The sequence below is a fragment of the Nostoc sp. genome, from assembly GCF_036917755.1.
Classification (GTDB): Bacteria; Cyanobacteriota; Cyanobacteriia; order Cyanobacteriales; family Nostocaceae; genus Nostoc.
Map to the genome: position 1 here is coordinate 34,734 of NZ_JBALFC010000083.1, position 19,575 is coordinate 54,308.

15 protein-coding genes are annotated in these 19,575 nt (G+C 42.6%); 6 read left to right on the forward strand and 9 right to left on the reverse strand.

Features of this window, described 5'->3' with window-relative positions:
• Window positions 1-341: 341 nt before the first annotated feature.
• The gene (locus tag V7L05_RS18075; protein ID WP_335165997.1) at window positions 342-1,388 is read right to left on the reverse strand and encodes a Gfo/Idh/MocA family oxidoreductase; all 1,047 of its coding nucleotides are present in this window, start codon (window positions 1,386-1,388) and stop codon (window positions 342-344) included.
• 414 nt (window positions 1,389-1,802) lie between these two features.
• Window positions 1,803-3,203 carry a sugar porter family MFS transporter gene (locus tag V7L05_RS18080; protein ID WP_335165999.1) on the reverse strand — a complete coding sequence of 467 codons (1,401 nt, stop codon included), beginning with the start codon at window positions 3,201-3,203 and terminating at the stop codon, window positions 1,803-1,805.
• Between V7L05_RS18080 and V7L05_RS18085 the strand changes: the two genes are divergently transcribed.
• The gene (locus V7L05_RS18085) at window positions 3,193-3,594 is read left to right on the forward strand and encodes a hypothetical protein (RefSeq protein WP_335166001.1); all 402 of its coding nucleotides are present in this window, start codon (window positions 3,193-3,195) and stop codon (window positions 3,592-3,594) included. The genes V7L05_RS18080 and V7L05_RS18085 overlap by 11 nt on opposite strands.
• A 4-nt stretch (window positions 3,595-3,598) precedes the next feature.
• Here the strand turns inward: V7L05_RS18085 and V7L05_RS18090 are convergent, their stop codons facing one another.
• From V7L05_RS18090 to V7L05_RS18115, 6 genes are all read right to left on the reverse strand, one after another.
• Window positions 3,599-4,594 (reverse strand): ABC transporter permease subunit, encoded by a 996-nt coding sequence (locus V7L05_RS18090; RefSeq protein WP_335166002.1) that lies wholly within the window; start codon window positions 4,592-4,594, stop codon window positions 3,599-3,601.
• Window positions 4,591-6,147, reverse strand: coding sequence for a sugar ABC transporter ATP-binding protein (locus V7L05_RS18095; RefSeq protein ID WP_335166004.1), 1,557 nt, complete (start codon window positions 6,145-6,147; stop codon window positions 4,591-4,593). The genes V7L05_RS18090 and V7L05_RS18095 overlap by 4 nt, the downstream gene beginning before the upstream one ends.
• A gap of 436 nt (window positions 6,148-6,583) precedes the next feature.
• The gene (locus V7L05_RS18100) at window positions 6,584-7,636 is read right to left on the reverse strand and encodes an ABC transporter substrate-binding protein (protein WP_335166005.1); all 1,053 of its coding nucleotides are present in this window, start codon (window positions 7,634-7,636) and stop codon (window positions 6,584-6,586) included.
• A gap of 128 nt (window positions 7,637-7,764) precedes the next feature.
• Window positions 7,765-8,766: a substrate-binding domain-containing protein gene (locus V7L05_RS18105; protein ID WP_335166007.1), complete on the reverse strand. Its 1,002-nt coding sequence runs from the start codon at window positions 8,764-8,766 to the stop codon at window positions 7,765-7,767.
• A 693-nt stretch (window positions 8,767-9,459) separates the two neighbouring features.
• Window positions 9,460-10,356, reverse strand: a complete 897-nt coding sequence (locus tag V7L05_RS18110; protein WP_335166009.1) for an inositol oxygenase family protein — start codon at window positions 10,354-10,356, stop codon at window positions 9,460-9,462.
• Between the two features lie 177 nt (window positions 10,357-10,533).
• Window positions 10,534-11,043: a gluconokinase gene (locus V7L05_RS18115; protein ID WP_335166010.1), complete on the reverse strand. Its 510-nt coding sequence runs from the start codon at window positions 11,041-11,043 to the stop codon at window positions 10,534-10,536.
• Between the two features lie 185 nt (window positions 11,044-11,228).
• On the opposite strand from V7L05_RS18115, the gene V7L05_RS18120 reads away from it, so the two are divergent.
• The 4 genes from V7L05_RS18120 (at window position 11,229) to V7L05_RS18135 (ending at window position 16,373) form a co-directional block, all read left to right on the forward strand.
• The gene (locus V7L05_RS18120) at window positions 11,229-12,269 is read left to right on the forward strand and encodes a LacI family DNA-binding transcriptional regulator (protein ID WP_335166012.1); all 1,041 of its coding nucleotides are present in this window, start codon (window positions 11,229-11,231) and stop codon (window positions 12,267-12,269) included.
• A gap of 127 nt (window positions 12,270-12,396) precedes the next feature.
• Window positions 12,397-13,818, forward strand: coding sequence for a glucuronate isomerase (gene uxaC, locus V7L05_RS18125; RefSeq protein WP_335166013.1), 1,422 nt, complete (start codon window positions 12,397-12,399; stop codon window positions 13,816-13,818).
• Between the two features lie 408 nt (window positions 13,819-14,226).
• On the forward strand, window positions 14,227-15,063 hold the full coding sequence (locus V7L05_RS18130; protein WP_335166016.1) for an SDR family oxidoreductase: 837 nt from the start codon (window positions 14,227-14,229) through the stop codon (window positions 15,061-15,063).
• Between the two features lie 2 nt (window positions 15,064-15,065).
• A complete protein-coding gene (locus V7L05_RS18135; RefSeq protein ID WP_335166018.1) occupies window positions 15,066-16,373 on the forward strand; it encodes a lactate racemase domain-containing protein in 1,308 nt (435 codons plus the stop codon).
• On the opposite strand, the gene V7L05_RS18140 is transcribed toward V7L05_RS18135, so the two are convergent.
• Entirely contained in the window at window positions 16,315-18,834 is a 2,520-nt protein-coding gene (locus tag V7L05_RS18140; RefSeq protein ID WP_442937870.1) for a CHAT domain-containing protein, read from the reverse strand. The two genes, V7L05_RS18135 and V7L05_RS18140, sit on opposite strands and share 59 nt — an antisense overlap.
• A 246-nt stretch (window positions 18,835-19,080) precedes the next feature.
• On the opposite strand from V7L05_RS18140, the gene V7L05_RS18145 reads away from it, so the two are divergent.
• Window positions 19,081-19,341 carry a hypothetical protein gene (locus tag V7L05_RS18145; protein ID WP_335166022.1) on the forward strand — a complete coding sequence of 87 codons (261 nt, stop codon included), beginning with the start codon at window positions 19,081-19,083 and terminating at the stop codon, window positions 19,339-19,341.
• Window positions 19,342-19,575: the final 234 nt, after the last annotated feature.

Here is a 19,575-nt window from a genome sequence, read left to right on the forward strand (position 1 = left end):
CGGTTGAGTTAAGGCTTAACTCTTTGTGAAAGTATTTTTTTAACGAACCGCTAAGGACGCAAAGAACGCAAAGGAAGAGAAGGAAGAGAAGGAAGAGAAGGAAGAGAAGGAAGAGAAGGAAGAGAAGGAAGAGAAGGAAGAAACGCTTAACTTAACTGTATTTGGTTATGAGCTAATCAGCGTTAAAGTTACATATTTTGAGTTGAGGTTTTAGCTCAATACAGTTAAGTTAAGGCTCAAACTCTTTGTCAAATTCAATTTTTTAACGAACCGCAGAGACGCAGAGGAAACAGAGAGAAGAAAAAAACTGCTTAACTGAACTTTATTGCGTTTTAACTTACTTAAAGTAACGCTATGACTTTTTGCTCATTGCTGCTTTTAATAGCCGCTTCTATAATCCGCATTACATTAATTCCGTCTTCGGCGGTAACAGCAATTGGCTGATTATCAACAATTGATTTGTACACTGCATCGTAATAACCTAAATAACTGCCTTGTGAACTTTTTACTTTTTCCCGAATTACTTTTGTGTCTTTTTCTGTATGAAGTAAGCCATATTCACTTTCCGGCTCTGTATACCAATCAAGTGTGTTAGGTTTCATACCCGCCACTAAATACTCTTCTTGTTTATCAGCCCTGCTTTTGAGAAAAGAACCCTTAGTACCATGTATGATATAGGCAGGCGTAGGCTCACGCACAAGGAAACTTGCTTTTAATTTGACGCGCAATGTGTCGTAGTATAGTATCAACTCAAAATAATCATCTACCTGCGATCGCAGTCTAGTTATGCGGATGTCTGCAAAAATAGCATCAGGCATCCCAAATAAATGCAAAGCTTGGTCTATTAAGTGCGGGCCTAAATTGTTTAATGTTCCTGCCCCCGAACCGGGAACTTCTACGTGTTGTTTATGGCTGAGGACTGGTTTATATTTTTGAATTTGGAATTCTGCTTCAACAATATCACCTAACAAGCCTTCCTGTACAATTTTTTTAACTGTTTTAAAATCACTATCCCATCTGCGGTTTTGATATACAGATAATTTCTTTCCCTGTTTTTGTGCCAATTCTTTCAGTTTTTGGGCTTCTGCTACCGTTGTGGTAAATGCTTTTTCTACCAGGACGTGTTTATCTGCAAGCAAAGCCTGTTTCGTATAATCGTAATGGGTATAAGTGGGTGTATTTATTACCACTAATATCACTTGCTCATCTGCTAGTAATGCTTCCAAAGAAGGATAGCTTTTTACTCCAGGATAATGTTGCTGTATCAGTTTTTTGGTTCTTTCCCAAGAACCGGCTAATTTAAATCCGGGATGCAAATCAATGAACGGCGCATGAAATACCATGCCGGACGAACCATAAGAACAAAGAGCCGTATTGATAGTTTCCATCTTTTTACTGATTGACTGAAGCGAGAGTTTGTATTTAGTTCACAAAATTAATTTTGATAAGTTCGTAGTGGGTAGCTCTAACCCTTATCTAAGAGGATGTTTGAAAAGTCCTCTTCACGGTAGCAAAACGTTTTAGATCCCCCTAAATCCCCCTTTTTAAGGGGGACTTTGATTCCGGTTCCCCCCTTTTTAAGGGGAGCCAGTGCGTTGGGCGGCTCCGCCGACTTGAAGCACCTGGCGTGGGTTAGGGGGGATCAATAAGTGCAAAGATACAGCAAATCACTTTTCAAACAACCTCTAAGCACTAAAGTCCTGACTACGAACTCCCTTAACCTGTGATAATACTTGTGGCAAAATCAGGACTATGAATTACGAATTACGAACTTGTACTGAGCGCAGCCAAAGTATTACGAATTACATATCTTCTAACTCAATTCCTTTGGTTTCTTTAATGAAAAAGAGAATGAAAAAGAATGAGGTAGCCGCCGCAATTGTATAGAGTCCATAGGCAGAACCTAGACCGAAATATTGCAGTATGGGAGGAAATGTTGTGGAAATTACGAAGTTGGCAACCCATTGCATGGCAGCAGCAACTGAAAGTGCAGCTGCTCGAATTTTGTTATTAAACATTTCTCCCAACAGCACCCAAACTACTGGCCCCCAGGAGAAACCGAAGCAAAACACATAGAGGTTGGCTGCAATCAGAGCCACGGTACCTGCGCTTCCGGTGAGATTGGGGTTCCCAGTAGCATCGAGGGGAGCATTGCCAAAAAGATAAGCCATCGTCCCCAAGGTCAAGGTCATGCCAATCGACCCTAGTATAAGCAAGGGTTTGCGACCAAATTTATCTACGAAGGCGATCGCAATCAATGTTGTAATAATATTTACGGCTCCTGTAATCACCGTGATTGTTAGGGAATCTTTTTCGGAAAACCCGACTGCCCGCCACAAAACACTGCTGTAGTAGAAGATTACATTAATACCAACAAATTGCTGTAATACAGATAAGCCTATTCCTATCCAAACAATGGGGAGGAGTCCGCCACTTCTGCCTAAGAGGTCAGAAAACTTGGGTTCGCGCTCTTGAAGCACTGTTTGCCGAATTTCTTCGATTTTTGCCAGGACATCACCCCCCAAAATCTTGGTCAGAACGTTAGTAGCTTCTGGCTCCCGTCCTTTGGCAACTAAGTAACGGGGGGATTCAGGAATTGTAAAAGCCACCATCCCGTAGAATACTGCTGGCGGGACTGCTGTCCAAAACATCCAGCGCCAGGCTGCAATCCCAAACAAAAACGGCGAGTCTGCTGAACCTGCTGACACAGCAATAAAGTAGTCGGTCAATAAGGCGATGAAAATTCCCACTACGATCGCTAATTGTTGCAGAGATCCTAACCTTCCCCGCAAATAGGTGGGAGAACATTCGGCAATGTAAGCTGGGGCGATGACGCTAGCAACGCCGATTCCAATCCCACCCAATACTCGCCAAAAGATAAAATCCCAGATAGTGAAGGCCATCCCAGAGCCAATGGCACTGATAGTAAACAACGCTGAAGCGACCACCATTGCCTTGACTCGACCATAACGGTCTGCAATCTGTCCGGCAAAGAAGGCTCCTACCGCAGAACCCAGCAACGCTAGGGACACTGCTAGCCCTGTTAGCCAACTACTGATGTTAAAAGCTTTTGCTATAGATAAAACCGCGCCGTTGATAACTGCGGTGTCAAAACCGAATAGAAACCCGCCGAGTGCCGCAGCACCAGCAATCAAAATCACATAAAACGTGTTGGATTTACGACGAACAGTAGTGGAAGACATAGTTTATATATTGGGTATTGGGTATTGGGCATTGGGCATTGGGGAGTGGGGAGTGGGGGGTAGGAAAGTAGAAACCAAAGGTTCATTAATGGAGTTCCAAGGTTCATTAATGGAGTTCAAAGACTCATTAATGGAGTTCCAAGACTCATTAATGGAGTTCCAAGGCTCATTAATGGAGTTCAAAGGCTCATTAATGGAGTTCCAAGACTCATTAATGGAGTTCAAAGGCTCATTAATGGAGTTCAAAGGCTCATTAATGGAGTTCAAAGACTCATTAATGGAGTTCAAAGACTCATTAATGGAGTTCAAAGACTCATCCTCTATTCTCAATGCCCAATACTTTGACAACGCTCAGTACAAGTGCCCAATGCCCAATTCCCAAAGAAATTAATTCTTTACCGTCTGGAACGTCTGCGTAACCGATCAATCATTACTGCCAAAATAATTACTAGTCCTTTAACGACTAGTTGCCAGAAGTAAGATAGGTTCAACAAGGTTAAACCGTTGTTGAGAATAGCAATGATTAATGCACCTAAAAGGGTGCCGCCAATGGTACCAATACCACCTGTGAAGCTGGTTCCACCAAGAATAACAGCTGCGATCGCATCTAATTCATAACCCTGACCTAATACGCCACTAGCACTATAAAGACGGCTAGCACTCATGATTCCGGCTAAACCTGCTAGTAATCCACTAATACCATAGACGAATAGCAAGACACGATTAACTTTAATTCCAGTTAATCTCGCTGCCCGCTCGTTACCACCAACAGCATATATCTGCACTCCTAAAACAGTTTGTCGCAACACAAACCAGCTAGCGATTATGGTCAGTAGCGCAATTATCACTAGCCACGGCAGGGGACCCACATAATTATTACCCACCCAAGCAAAATTGATGTCCCGGTTAATCAGCGTTGTCCCCTTGGCAACCAAAAAGGCCACACCTCGCAAGGCAGTCAGTGAACCCAAGGTGACAATAAAAGGTGGCACATCCAAGAAGGTGATGAGAGCGCCGTTGACTAAGCCCAAAAGCAATCCTGCAAGCAAAGCAGCAGGCACGGCCGCCCAACTTAAAGCCGGTAGTAGCGATACCAGCAACGCAACTACGGCAGAAACAGCTAAGATTGACCCAACTGAAAGGTCAATACCTCCGGTGAGAATCACAAACGTCATTCCGGTCGCCAGCACAATATTGATTGATGCCTGACGCAAGATGTTAACGATGTTACCACCGGTGAGGAAGTTGGGAGAAAGAAATGCAAATAAGATGCAAATAATTACTAGTATTGGCAGAATACCCGCAACTTCCAACAAACTGCTAATTGATTTCTGGTTGCGGGATACGGGATTGTTGGCTAATTTATTGGGCGGTCTGACTGTTTGACTCATGATGCTAATACCTCCGATGCTCCAGTTGCATAGTGCATAATCTTTTCTTGGGTGATTTCTTTACCAAGACTGCCATCCAGTTCGCCTACCAGCTGTCCTTCTCGCATCACTAAGACGCGATCGCTCATGCCGACAATCTCCGATAGTTCGCTGGAAACCATTAAAATAGCAACACCTTGCGCTGCCAATTCGCTCATAATTCGGTAAATTTCGCTTTTGGCACCGATATCTACGCCGCGTGTCGGCTCATCTAACATTAATACTCTCGGCTTAATCGCTAACCAACGCGCTAGCAGTAACTTCTGCTGATTACCACCAGAAAGATCCAGCGCTCTAATTTCCAAATTGGCCAGGCGGATATTAAAGTTTTCCACCGCGTCTGTTGATAGCCGATTAACTGAACCCCAGTTAACAATTCCAACCTTTGCATCATGCTTGAGTGTGTTGATAGCAATATTCTTGCGGGCGCTCATCTCCAGAAATAAACCTTGATCTTTGCGGTCTTCTGGGACGTAGCCAATTCCCGCAGCAATGGCATCACTGGGCGTATTAATTTCCAGTTTTTTACCATTCAAAAACACTTCACCACTGGCCTTGCGGTCTGCACCAAAAATCAGCCGGGATAACTCTGTGCGTCCTGCACCAACCAGCCCCGCTAAACCGACAATTTCTCCAGCATGAACCTTAAAACTAGCCGGCTCAATCTTCTTGCGGGCGTCGCTCATATTTCTGACTTCCAGCACGACTGGGCCAGGATTCATTTGCCGTTGATGTTCATAAAAGTCTTGCATGGAGCGACCGACCATCATCTGCACCAATCGCTGTGGAGAAATTTCACTGCGTGTCAGACTGCCAATATATTGACCATCACGCAGCACGCTAATCCGGTCAGCTAGGGCATAGATTTCTTCCATCCGATGGCTGATGTAAATAATGGCAATGCCATCACTCCGCAGTTTGCGAATTACCTCAAATAAATGCTCGGTTTCGCGGTCAGACAGTGCTGCTGTTGGTTCATCCATCACCAAAACGCGGCTTTTATCTTTCAGCGCCCGCGCAATTTCTACTTGCTGCTGTTCTGCGATCGACAAGGTACCAACCACAGTCTGCGCTGTAAAATTGGCTCCAAGGCTTTCCAGCACTTCCTCTGCTTCCAGTTGCATCCCTTTGCGGTCTAAAAACTGACCTCGCTGCAACTCGCTACCCATAAACATATTTTCGGTAACGGTTAAATTCGGTGCAACATTCAGTTCTTGATAAATGAGATTAATACCTGACTTGCGTGCTGTCGCCGGATCGGTAATTTTCAAGGGTTGACCATTAATGCGAATTTCTCCTTCATCGGCAATGTAAGCCCCAGCCAGGATTTTCATCAATGTGCTTTTGCCTGCTCCGTTTTCACCCATGAGGGCGTGAACTTCGCCCGGATAAATCGTCAGATTAACATTTTGGAGCGCAGATACACCATGAAATCGTTTTGTAATTCCTTGCATTTCTAACACTGGAGTGCTAGTTGGTGCATCAGGAAATGAGGTTTCAATACTTGTTGTCATGAGCATAACCTGTAAAAACAATTTAAAATTCGCATTTGTGAGTTAGGAATTAATCAACTCATATCTGATCAGAAAATCATGTTTTAAAAGCTGACTACTGTCTTGAAAATAGGGAGTGGGGAAGAGATATTTTCATACTTCATTGTTAACGTTAGTTGATGGAGACTATTTGGGAAAGTCTGAGTACTAGAAATGGGCACTCAGACTTTCCACTAATGCACATACATAGCGGCTCTCGGTTGCAGTACATAGAGTTTTGACCTCACTTCCATTCCTCTCCCCTAAAAGGGCAGAGGCTTTGAGTCTTACTCCCCAACGCTAGTACGGAAGGGGCTGGAGGTTAGGTTTTGTATTTAACTTAAGCGAAAACCGCCGGAGATTATAGGTATGTGCGAAAACTTTACAAATGCATCAAAGGATTCACAATTTTTATTATTTACCAGCCTTTTTCTGTGCTGACATTATCTTTTGTGATCAACTTAACTGGAATCAAAATGGTAGAACTACTTGGTTTTTTCCCATTTAAGATGTCGTTGCCAACTTGAACTGCTTTTTGGGCCATCCCTCGCGGATTTTGAGTAGCAGTCGCCGCATATAAACCATCTTTATTTGCGATCGCAGTTATTGCTTCTGGCGCACCATCAACCCCAACAATAAAGAAATCTTTACGTTGTGCTTGGTTAGCTGCTAATTCTGCGCCAACTCCACTCGGATCATTGATGGCAAAAACAGCATCAATTTTCGGAAAGGTTGTGAGCAAATCAGTCATAACTCTGAGTCCTCCATCCCGGCTACCCTCTGCATTCTGATTTTTGGAGAGTATTTTGATATCGGGATATTTAGATAATACATTCTCGCAGCCAGTAACTCGCTGAATCACTGAGTCCACTGGCGGCCCATTAACTATTACAACATTGCCTTTACCTTTGAGTCGGTCAGCAATATATTTGCAACTAACTTCTCCAGCTTGGACATTATTAGTAGTAATGGTGGCATCCACACCTCCTTCAGCACCTGTATCTACCGCAATCACAATTCTACCTGCTTGTTTTGCTTTTTCAATTGCTGGCTTAATGCCACTTTTATCAGCAGCATTTACGATAATAACGTCAGTATTGGAAGCAGTGAAATTTTCAATTTGATTGGCTTGTTGGTTGAGGTCATAGGCACTGGAAACGACGCTAACGTTGACATCCTTGCCGCCTATTTTCTTCGCTTCTGCCTCAGTTGCTTGTCCCATGAGGACGAAGAAAGGATTACTTAAATCACCAACGGTAAAGGCAACTGATCGTAATTTTGGATTCCCAGTGGCAGTTTTATTCTCTGCACTTATATTGGTAGCAGGTTTGGTATCAGTGTTAGTAGCAGTGTTGCGATCGGGAGGAGTATTTGTACAGCCGACAAGACTACCACTAATGATGCCTAGTAAGCTAGCTGCGATTACGCGAACTGCAACACCAGAGGTGAACGCTATCTTTTTCACATTCATATATCTCCTAAAACTCATTCTTACTTACACGAAATTTGGAACCGATGTATTGTTTAAAAAACAGGCTCAAGTATTATAAATCTCCTGTATCAAGCCTTTTTCCGTATGTTGTAATTACGAATTACAAATTACCAGCCTTTATAGCTGCTGAGGTTTTCTCTAGTAACCAAGTTGACTGGAATCAGAATGTTAGGTGACTCAGGTTTTTTACCCTGGATGATATCGTTGCCAATCTGAACCGCTTTTTCGGCCATCCCTGCGGGATTTTGAGCAGCAGTTGCAGCAAATACACCATCTTTATCTTCCATTGCTTTGGTTGCATCTGGTGAACCGTCAACCCCAACAATAAAAAATTCTTTACGTCTTGCTTGTCTAGCTGCTAAATCTGCGCCGACACCGCTTTGATCGTTAGTGGCAAAAACGGCATCAATTTTGGGAAAGGTTGTAAGCAAATCGCTCATCACTCTCAGTCCTCCATCCCTAGTCCCTTCGGCGTTTTGCTCTTTAGAGATGAGTTTGATATTCGGATATTTGGACAATGACTTCTCGCAGCCACTCACGCGCTGATTGATTGAGTCCATCGGAGTACCGTTGAGAATGACTACACTACCTTGACCTTTGATGCGATCGGCTATATATTGGCAACCAATCTCTCCCGCTTGGATATTGTTAGAGCTAATCATCGCATCCACATCTGCATCAACGGCTGAATCTACTGCAATGACAATTTTACCTGCAAGCCTTGCTTGGTCAATAACTGGTTTAACTCCTTTTTTGTCAACAGCGCTGAGGATAATTAGGTCAGTATTTGCAGCCGTAAAATTTTCGATTTGGTTGCTTTGTTGGTTCAGGTCAAAGGCACTGGAAACCACACTAACTCTGATATCATCCCCAATTTTCTTGGCTTCTGTCTCAGCCCCCTTCTGCACTGCATTATAGAAGGGATTGCCCAAGTCACCCAAAGCAACGCCGATTGTTTGCAATTTTTTATTTGGAGTACTAAGACTATCTGCACTTATATTAGTAGCAGTGTTAGTAGTATTAGTCGCAGTGTTGTGATTTTGAGCGCCATTTGTGCAACCAACAACCGCGAAACCTAATATGCCAACGATGAGCGCAATTCTCTTCATATTCATCTATTTCTAACAACGGATTTAAATTGCATTGAAAAAGGTTAGTAGAATATAAATTTGCCAAGTTATCACAATATTAGCTAGGTCTGAAAACTTCAGATATAACCTAGCAGTACTACTGGTTTTGGCAATTCCAACTCCTCTCAAAGGTCTTATATTGTTACCTGATTGGAGTTAGCGCTATTAATTGCCCTAAATTAGATGTTTTGTTTTTTAAAGCAAAACTATAAGCACTACACTACGTCAAAAATTCACATTTTCTTTGTGAAACTACATTTGGAAGTGCGTGGGCGAAAAACAGCTTTTAACTAAAATTACTAGAGCCTAATCTTATCAAAGTTGTGAATTTGTTTGTATTTTGTTTTACATTGATTTTAGTTTAACCTGCATTATTCCAAATCTGATCCCGCTTTATCGAACTTTACAAAGTCAAGGAAACTATTCCATCTCGATGTAGTTTAAACTTTTCCTACTGGAGCATTTACGAAAATTAAGTACTTTTCCGCTTCGGTATAGTTTAAAAAACTTAACATATTACACTCAAGTTGAATTGAGAAAAGTTAATACTGTAGGAGGGAAGTGTTTGCTTTTAAATTTATCTTTTAGGGGTAGAAAGTTGTAGCCCATTACCATATATAAAAATCCTCTTGCCTTCTTTTAAAATTCTTTGGCTTTGCTAATAGCGGAAATTTATAATTTTAAGGTTCTGGGTAAATATTTCGCCACTAAATCTTCATAGTAAGGCTTTAATTTTTGCCAATCTGGAGGATTAGGATTCTTTGAATATAAATCGTAGGGATTGAATAGCTTCACCCATTTAAACATTTCTTGATCCTGTTTATCCATCAAATGTTCGTAAGCATTTTCACGATGTTGAGGATAAAATGAGTGGTAGCGGAGGATATACAATGCAGGTTCAGGCAAATAATTTTTCATCATGTAATATACATACTCATCATGTCCCCATGACATATGTACATTACTCAAGCCACAATTCGGCTCGTAAACACCATATGTAGTGTTATATATAGGGTTATTGTAATCAGGGTTTTCTTTAAAAAATTCCGAGAAAACAATTTTATCAGAAAATGCACAACCCACAGGATAGGTATCGCCTACTGTCGCCCATTGGGGTTCACCAAATAAGCAAAGTACCTTCCCCATATCGTGAAACAAGCCAGTAAGTACCATCCAGTCTGGGTGATTATCAGCGCGAATCGCTTCTGATGTTTGCAATAGATGCTGTAACTGATCTAAGTCTGTATCAGGATCGGAATCATCAACCAATTGATTCAAAAATTCCAATGCATCCCAGACAGACATTTCTTTCTTATCCAACTTCAGAAAGTGTTCTTTTTTCTCTAATACAAAATCATAGGTTTGATTAATATGATTTAACCGATAGAACTCTTTCACCGTGTCTCTAGTCGGCGCTTCGTAATTCCTATACTCTTGGGTGGTTTTACCTTCTTTAACTATGCTGTCTGGATCTGGATAGCGATTAAGTAAGTCTTTTTCCCATTCTTCTAGCGAATGTAAGGGATTGTTTTGAGCATGAGTAATGGCATTATTTAGAGTTTGAGACATATCTTTTTACTTGTCGATATTGATTTGTTAAATGGTACTTTCGCAGTCTATGCACAGGTGTGCATAGACTGTATTGAACTTATCTTTGCACACCTGTGCATAAGTGTGTGTTAAGTTTCATTTCGTCTTTGATGTTTTCGTAGAGACGTGATTAATCTTACGGTTGTTACCAATAAGCTAAATTCCCAAAGCCGTTCTAATGTTTTGGACAATTAGCTGGGGTGGCTGTGCAATATCCATAGATATGCTATCTAATGGCTCTTCAAGAGTATAAAACTGGCTGTTGAGCAGTTTTTTGCTCATGTAATGATTATGACGCTCTTGCAACCGCATTTGAATCAACTCATAAGACCCTTTGAGGTAAACTAGCTTGATGCGATCGCTATTGGCGTTGGCGGTGCGATCGCTATCCAACATCAGAAATTGCCGATAGCTATCTTTTAAAGCCGAACACGCCAGCACCACATTTTTATTTTCTTCCAGCCAGTGTTTAATAGCTGTTTGCAAATCTTGCAACCAAGGCATCCTGTCAGCTTCACTCAGAGGGATACCGCGCCGCATTTTCTCAACATTCTCTGGCGAGTGGAAAGCATCAGCGTCGCTAAACTCCCATTCTAAGGAGTCTGCTAGCAGTTTTCCGATGGTGCTTTTGCCAGAACCAGATACACCCATTACGATAATAATCATTGACTGCCTGCTCATATTTTTATTAAGAAAAGTTAAGTTATTGAAACGGAGGCAGAATTCAGGACTCCTGACTCGTTTCCCTAAAAAAGTGAGTTGTATTAAAATCTCTTGACAAATAACGATTATTTTCTATAATACATATTAATGCACACCTGTGCATTAATATAAAAACATTAAAATAAAAAATGAATAAACGAAGAATTTCAATTGAAGATATTGCTCAAAGAGCAGGCGTTTCTCATTCTACAGTTTCACGCGCTTTGCGAGATAACGCTCTAATTAGCCCGAAAGTGCGAGAAGAAATTAAGCGACTGGCGCAGGAGATGAGCTATGTGCCGAATGCTATTGCTCAAAGCTTGCAAAATAAACGTACTAATACTATTGGTGTAGTAGTAACTTCGATCGCAGATCCCTTTTTCGCTGAGGTAGTAGAGGGAATTGAGAAGATAGCCAGACCCGCAGGCTTGAGTGTTTTGTTAAGTGCTTCCCACCGAGATTTTCAGCAGGAAATAGCAGCTATTGATACTTTTCATCGCCGGAGAGTAGATGGGATCTTAGTAGCCGACTCACGAATTAGTAAACAGCATATCAAACAACTAACGCAAATTGCTGTGCCAACAGTTCTGATTAATAGCCAGACTGAAGATCAATCCGAAATCTTTCACTCAGTAGCAATAAACGATCGCTTAGGTGCTAAATTAGCCGTAGAGCATTTAATAAGTCTGGGACACAGCGCTATTGGTTATCTGGGTGTAGGCGATCGCAGCAGGTCAAATCAGCAACGCCTAGAAGGATATCGAATGGCTCTGGCTGAAGCTGGTCTACCACAAAATACTGATTGGGTTGCAATTAGTGATGAAGATGATACCAGAACCAGCGATGTTACTACCGGACAAAATATGCTTTCTAAACTATTAACAGCTGAAGTGACAGGCATCTTTTGTTACAACGATATGGTGGCGGTTGGCGCTTTGTTAGCCTGCAAAGAACTAGGTATTTTAGTACCGCGAAGTTTAAGCCTCGTGGGATTTGATGGTATTGCTTTGGGTTGTTATGTTACCCCGCCACTCACGACAGTCAGTCAGCCAATGTTAGAAATTGGTGGCTATGCCATGCAAATGTTACTCGATTTATTAGAAGAAAAAACTGTAGAAAACCGCGTTTTATCTCCTTTTCTAGTACAGCGTGGTAGTAGCGCAGCATTACAGCAATTTTCAGATATTTAAACCACTACTGAGACGAAAATATCTCTCAAACTCTGATTTCTCTGTGTCCTCTGTGCCTCTGCGGTTCGTTATTCCGAAACTTGTGCGTAAGTCCTAAATTTGAAAAAATTTTAATCAAACAAAAATTATGTTAACCAAAAAACCGAGTTTATCTCCCGATCGCTGTTTTTCTCCAGAACCAGTTCAAAGACGACTAGCCCATGAATTTTTTGACAGCATATCTGCGCTACCCTTGGTCTGCCCACACGGCCACGTAGATCCAGCTTTATTAGCTAATCCAGCAGCCACTTTTGGTTCACCGACCGAATTACTGATTATTCCTGATCACTACCTTTTGCGTATGCTCTATAGTCGGGGTGTACCTCTGCAAGCTTTGGGCATACCTACCAGTGATGGTTCACCAGTAGAAACTGATCACCGCAAAATCTGGCAATTGTTCGCCGAACATTTTTATCTATTTCAGGGTACTCCGTCTGGGTTGTGGCTGAAAGAGGAACTAACTAACGTCTTTGGTGTAGATGAACCTTTAAACTCTCGCAATGCCGGACATATCTATGATTACCTGGAAGGTTTGTTAGCTTTGCCTGAGTTCTCCCCTCGTGCTTTATTCAAACGCTTTAACATCGAAGTGCTTTGTACTACCGATGCAGCCAGTGATAACCTAGAGAATCAGCGATCGCTCCACGAAGAAGGTTTTACTCAAATCAGACCAACTTTTCGACCAGATGCAGTAGTTAACCTGGATGCTCCCGGTTGGCGCGAAAATCTGACCAAATTGGAAAGCACTGTTGGTAGAGAAATTAATACTTACGCTGCTTTTGTGCAAGCTTTAGAAGCACGTCGAGCTTTCTTTAAAAAAATGGGCGCCACAGCTACTGATCAAGGTGCAGCTACACCTTATACCACACGCCTTTCCGACCAAGAAGCAGAAGCTATCTTTGCTAGAGCATTAACTGGCAAGCTGAATCCAGGCGATATAGAACATTTTACCGGTCATATGTTCATGGAAATGGCGCGGATGAGTGTGGAAGATGGCTTGGTGATGCAAATGCATTGTGGTGTTATGCGTAACCATAACCCGGCTTTATTTAAGCTGTTTGGATCTGATAAAGGTGCTGATATTCCCCTAAAAATAGAATGGACTCAAAATTTGCGCCCGTTATTGTCAGCTTACGGTAACGATCAGCGCTTCCACTTAATCATTTTTGGCATGGATGAAAGTACCCTGAGCCGGGAAATGGCTCCGTTAGCTGGTCATTATCCTACTATATTGCTCGGGCCGCCTTGGTGGTTTCACGACAGCGTAAATGGGATGGAGCGCTATTTCAATCAGGTAATGGAAACTGCTGGACTTTATAATACTGCTGGGTTTAATGATGATACCCGCGCTTTCGTTTCTATTCCCGCTCGTCACAATGTTTGGCGGCGAGTAGCTTGTAATTGGTTAGCTGGATTGGTAACGCGTGGATTGGTTGAGGAAGAGGAAGGGTATGATATGGCTCGCGCTTTGGCTTATGACCTTGCTAAGGTTGCTTACAAATTGGACTAATACAAATCAAGCTACTAGGATTAGCCCTCTCAACGTGACTCGTAAAATAAGATTGTTTTTTCTCGGCGCTCTCTGTGTCTCTGCGGTTTCAAAGAAATTTATTTAACCACAGAGGCGCAGAGGACACAGAGTAAAGAGCTTAAACAGGAATAAACTTTTTACCCACCTTGAAAGGGCTAGGGACTGTTTTCAAACTCGAAGATCCCCCCTAACCCACGCCAGTCGCTCCACTTGGGGAGACCCCAAGACCGCGCTGGCTCCCCTTAAAAAGGGGGGAAAAGAAACTCTAAAAGCCCCCCAATTTATCGGGGGGTTGGGGGGATCTCCAAAGACTCAGGTGCTTCAAGAAAGGTTTGAAAACACGCCCTAGTCCTGATATTGATTTCTTTAATTACGAATTGAAATAAGATGTCAGACTGGATTTTAAATAAACTTTTTAGCTTGAAAGAGCAGGTAGCAGTAGTCACAGGCGGTTCTGGTGTGCTTGGTGCGGCTATGGCAAAGGGTTTGTCCCTTGCTGGAGCGCGAGTCGCCGTTTTGGGTCGTAATGAAGCACGGGCGGGTGCGGTAGTGGCTGAGATTACTGCTAACGGTGGAGAAAGTATAGCTGTGCTGGCAGATGTTAGCGATCGCTCCCAATTAGAAATAGCCAGGGCTATTATTATACAGCGTTGGGGTCAGATAGATATCCTGGTAAATATGGCTGGTGGTAATATTCCTGCTGCCACAATTACTGCTGATGCTACTATTTTTGATATGCCACACGCAGCCTTTGAGGAAGTAGTTAGCCTCAACTTACTCGGTACTCTACTGCCTAGCCAAGTTTTTGGTCAAGCAATGGTCGAAAGAAATCAGCCCCACGGTTGTATTGTGAATATTTCTTCCATGTCTGCCATTCGCGTGATCAGCCGCGTGGTTGGCTACTCTGCTGCTAAAGCGGGGATAGATAACTTTACTCGCTGGCTAGCGGTAGAACTCGCCCAAAAGTATGGTGATGGACTACGAGTAAATGCGATCGCGCCAGGTTTTTTTATTGGAGAGCAAAATCGAGATTTACTGTTAAATCCAGATGGAAGCTTGACTATACGCGGACAAAAAATTATTGACCATACTCCCGCCGGACGTTTCGGAAAACTGGAGGAATTACTCAGCACCTTAATTTGGTTATGTAGTTCTGGTTCTAGTTTCGTCAACGGGGTAGTTGTGCCGGTAGACGGTGGATTTAGTATTTACAGTGGAGTTTAATCATGTATTCCCTGGCTGTAACTAACGAAACACTTTCAGATGAGCAAGTTTCCGATCTAGTTCATCAAGCTTTAGCAGACCCTAAGTTGGATGGACAGCGTATCTTAATATTAATTCCAGATGGTACCCGCACTGCTCCCATACCTCAAATGTTTCGATTGCTTCATCAGGAGTTGGGTAAGAGGGTTGTGGCTCTGGATTTTTTGATCGCTCTGGGTACACATAATCCCATGAGTGAGGAACAAATCAATCACTTGGTAGGAGTGACACCAGAGGAGCGAGAGACAACCTTTAAAAAAGTTCGCATCTTTAACCACCTTTGGAATCAGCCGGATACCTTTATTTCTTGTGGCGTAATTTCAGCAGATGAAATAGCAGACATCAGCCGGGGAATGCTACATCAAGCAGTTGAAGTACGTGTTAACAAACTTGTAACAGAGTACGATCTAATAATGATTTGCGGCCCGGTCTTTCCCCACGAAGTTGTCGGTTTTTCTGGTGGAAATAAATACTTTTTTCCTGGTATTGGTGGTCAGGAAGTAATTGATCTATCACATTGGTTAGGTGCTTTAATCACCTGTTATGAAATTATTGGTACACCGGGAATAACACCAGTTCGGCGCTTGATTAACCGAGCCGCTAGCCTGATTTCTACCCCGAAGCTTTGTTTAGCGATGGTAGTTGCACCAAAAACGAATCAGCTAGCTGGACTATATATAGATAAACCAGAGTCAGCCTGGGAAAGTGCTGCAAAATTATCAGCTAAACTGCATATTAAATATGTAGATCAGCCCTTTAAACAAGTGCTTTCAATAATGCCCCAAATGTATGACGACATTTGGACAGCAGCTAAAGGAATGTACAAGCTAGAGCCAGTAGTGGCCGACGGAGGTGAAGTAATTATATATGCTCCTCACATTACCGAGTTTAGCTATACACACGGCGAAATCCTAGCCCAAATTGGCTATCATGTGCGCGATTACTTCCTCAAACAGTGGGATAAATTCCAAGCATATCCCGGTGGAGTGCTGGCTCATAGTACTCACTTAAAAGGTATGGGTACTTTTGATCCTATACAAGGGGAACAAGCGCGGATTCGCGTCACTTTAGCTACTGGTATTTCTGCTGAACGCTGTGCTGCTCATAACTTGAACTATCGTGACCCGGCTACGATTCGACCCACTGAATGGGCTAACCGTGAAGATGAAAGTATCTTGCTTGTACCCAAGGCTGGCGAGATACTATACCGTATCAAAGCCAGTTACCAACTAAAACATAAGGTGCCCAGTAACCAGGACGACTGTAATTAGGATAATCTTTTAACAACTTTACTTGGGCGCGACGCAAAGCTTCAGCCTTTGTCACCTTAGTTTTAACTAACTCACGATAAAATTCACCAATTAAGATCGCCGTAGATTTATCACTGATATACCACAGTGAAGCCAAGGTACTACGGGCACCAGCTTTCACGGATGCCCCTGCTAGCCCTAGCGTGGCACGATTGTCACCATTAGCCGTTTCGCAAGCACTCAAAACCAGCATTTCCAAGGCTTCTGAGCGAGTTTCATCCCGACGGCGCAGCAAGCTATCAAATTGTGTGACGTTGATGGGACCATCAGCAGCAAGTATAAAAGTATTCTCAGCATTGGAGCTAAATTGACCGTGGGTTGCCAGATGTAACACATTAAATGGCACACTATTCACCTTACTCTCTAGGTTTTTGCTGTTGAAGTCCCCATTTAGTAACTCGGTGGTAGAGGCGATCGCTTGAGAAATGGAGTTGAATTCTGATTTAATTTCTGGTAACGGTGGAAATTGCTGTTGAAAGTTTTGTGGTGGTTGCACTAACCCGGCAGCTAGAACATTAAGTTTTGTTTGTGTCAAGGGTTTGGGTGCGAGTAACTGGAGTCCTAAGCTGAGTCCTACAGCATATTTTTCTACCAGATATTGCTGACCGTCATACAGTATAGCCATTGGCACATTTCGCAATATTCCATCCAGTACAAATACAAGGGTTTTGACTCCACTTTCTTTTAAATCTGACTCAATTTCTTTGATTAACCACCCATAGACTTCCTGTGACAGCGCCTGCACATCCTCAGTCCTATCAGGTTCTAAAAGATACTCTCTGAGTTGTCTTAGAGTACCTTCTACTTCTTTCTGTGACTTGTTTACTGTATAATTACGCAGTGGATGGTTAGGAATTTTGACAATCACTTGGAGTTGAGAAGGCAGAATAATTGGATAAATGATTGCGGCTGTAGGATTATCTTTATCTACCACTGTATCAAGCAAAACAGTTTTGGCATTAATGCAAGCTTCCCGGAAAAAGTCGTCTAATTCCGCCAGTTGTAGCGCTTCAATCCTCTGTCTAGCTTTGTCTAGGGTTGCTTCGCTCGGATGAGTTTTCTGAGACTGCAACAGTAATTCTACGGACTCTCGATATACAGGCTCTACACTTTCTTTAAAGGAAAACTGGACATCTCGATTCACCACAACTAAGTCACTACGCAGAGTCTGCAACTCACTGACCGCAGTATCATAGGCGGCAATAGCGCCTATAATCTGTCCTTGCTGTTTTAACAAGCGTCCTAACTGCCAATACCAACGATAAGCGATATCTGGGGCGTTGATTGTTTGGGCTACGATTAGTGCCCGTTGGGTGAGATTCTGGGCAATTGACCATTGTTTAGTTTGCTCGTATACACTGCCCAGAGTCCCAAGGGCAAAGCTCTCGGCTCGCTTATCTGCCAAATCTTCAGCTTGTTTCAAGGCGATCGCACAGATTTGAGCGATCACTTCGGGTGTAGTCCCGAATTTCATCAAGCTTTGAGCCAGATTAATCCGGGCATAGATCGTTGTCACAGAAGGACGTAATTGTGCCAGTTGAGTTTGGATTTGCGGCAATAGTGTCTGCGCGGCTGGTGTTTGTCCCGTGTTCACTAGCAAGCTCAACTGATTTATTTCAGCTTGGACTTTGGTAATCGGGTTAGGAGCGATCGCAGCAGCTTGCTGATAGAATTCTATTGCCCCTTTAAAATCTTGCTGTACTTGTGCTGTGTTGCCTAAACTGAATAAAGCAGCGCTCACATTTTGGGGAGAATCCAATTGTTGGGCAATTTCCAAACTTTGCTGTAATACCTGACGGGATTGTTTCAAATCTCCCGCCAATTGCAGAGCATCACCGAAAGACCGTAATTCTACTGCTTTAGTGACTGACTTAGGTTTTAATTGGAACTGCTGCTGCAATTGAGTCAAGATTGTCAAACCCCGACGGTAAAATCCTAAAACTTGCCATGCTTGTGCTTGGTTGATGCGATCGCGGGTAATGCCATTTTGATCACCTAATTGCTTATAGCTGACTTCCGCACGTTGCCAGGTGTTTAGTGCTTGTTCAGCTTGTCCCAAGTCTAGTTGAATACTACCTTGAATATCCAGAATTGGAGCCAGAACCTGAAGATTTTGGGAATTAGAGGATTTTTCGAGCAACTTCAAGCTATCTGTAATTGCCTGTTGCGCTGGTGTCAAATTACCCAGTTTTTGATATGCCAATGCCAAATTACTTAATGCTACAGCTTGCCGCAATTCATTGCCTTGGCTGCCATAACTTTCAACTGCTTGTTGCAAAACTTTAACCGCTTCTGCAAACTGTCCTGCCTCATATAGCACTTTACCCTGTTGCAGCAAGTCTTGTGTTGGTGCAGTCGGATTTTGGATTGACACTCCTAAAGAAGCGATATGTTGTGGAGAGCATCTCAGTTTTGCAAACATACCAGATGAGAAACAAGATTCCTGCTCCCTCTCCTTACCAAGGAGAGGGTTGGGGTGAGGTTTGACAAGGCTTTTTACGAAAGTGAAATGCTCTCTATGTTGTGTCTCTACAGTTGCAGCAACAGGAAAAGTAATAACGCACAAAAAAGCTGTCACTAGAACCAAGAGAATGAAAACAGGCAAGTCACGGATTTTAAAAAGACGAATGAACCATCTGTTACCCATGCGTTGCCACTGATTGTTTTTATGACTCTTGGGTTTCATGGGAATTCCTCCCCATACTCTTGGGGTAACAAATTATTGATTACAGGAAATGGCAGAGGGAATGCCCAAAAAGCGATCGCAATTCCCATCCCCACAGAAACAGCAATTGTTGGATCAAGGTTAGTTTGTATAGTAATTGTAGTGATGGGTATTTTAGGCTGTGTCATCGCTTTGGCAATCACTTCAATACTTTGGCCTAATTTTATTCTGCTAAGAGTAGTGAAAATTAATAACTTTTCTTAACAAATACTTAGATAAGCGACTTCCAAATAAAAAAATATCCCAAAACTGACGCAAAAATCCTCTCTATTTCTCTTCTCTCTGTGTTCTCTGCGTCTCTGTGGTTCGTTTTTTTGGATAATTTATTTCTTGGAAGCCGAAATAACCTAGCGTGGCAAAACTTACTAGAGAAGAGTGAAAATCCTGTAATCTTGACCTTGTAGCGAAATAATGGTGCAAAAACTTGGCAAGAAAAAG

Excerpts from the sequence above, each read along its gene's own strand:
- V7L05_RS18075 (WP_335165997.1), bottom strand. The coding sequence starts at position 1,388 with ATGGAAACTATCAATACGGCTCTTTGTTCTTATGGTTCGTCCGGCATG.
- V7L05_RS18080 (WP_335165999.1), bottom strand. The coding sequence starts at position 3,203 with ATGTCTTCCACTACTGTTCGTCGTAAATCCAACACGTTTTATGTGATT.
- V7L05_RS18090 (WP_335166002.1), bottom strand. The coding sequence starts at position 4,594 with ATGAGTCAAACAGTCAGACCGCCCAATAAATTAGCCAACAATCCCGTA.
- V7L05_RS18095 (WP_335166004.1), bottom strand. The coding sequence starts at position 6,147 with ATGACAACAAGTATTGAAACCTCATTTCCTGATGCACCAACTAGCACT.
- V7L05_RS18100 (WP_335166005.1), bottom strand. The coding sequence starts at position 7,636 with ATGAATGTGAAAAAGATAGCGTTCACCTCTGGTGTTGCAGTTCGCGTA.
- V7L05_RS18105 (WP_335166007.1), bottom strand. The coding sequence starts at position 8,766 with ATGAAGAGAATTGCGCTCATCGTTGGCATATTAGGTTTCGCGGTTGTT.
- V7L05_RS18110 (WP_335166009.1), bottom strand. The coding sequence starts at position 10,356 with ATGTCTCAAACTCTAAATAATGCCATTACTCATGCTCAAAACAATCCC.
- V7L05_RS18115 (WP_335166010.1), bottom strand. The coding sequence starts at position 11,043 with ATGATTATTATCGTAATGGGTGTATCTGGTTCTGGCAAAAGCACCATC.
- V7L05_RS18120 (WP_335166012.1), top strand. The coding sequence starts at position 11,229 with ATGAATAAACGAAGAATTTCAATTGAAGATATTGCTCAAAGAGCAGGC.
- uxaC (WP_335166013.1), top strand. The coding sequence starts at position 12,397 with ATGTTAACCAAAAAACCGAGTTTATCTCCCGATCGCTGTTTTTCTCCA.
- V7L05_RS18130 (WP_335166016.1), top strand. The coding sequence starts at position 14,227 with ATGTCAGACTGGATTTTAAATAAACTTTTTAGCTTGAAAGAGCAGGTA.
- V7L05_RS18135 (WP_335166018.1), top strand. The coding sequence starts at position 15,066 with ATGTATTCCCTGGCTGTAACTAACGAAACACTTTCAGATGAGCAAGTT.
- V7L05_RS18140 (WP_442937870.1), bottom strand. The coding sequence starts at position 18,834 with ATGTTTGCAAAACTGAGATGCTCTCCACAACATATCGCTTCTTTAGGA.
- V7L05_RS18145 (WP_335166022.1), top strand. The coding sequence starts at position 19,081 with ATGACTCTTGGGTTTCATGGGAATTCCTCCCCATACTCTTGGGGTAAC.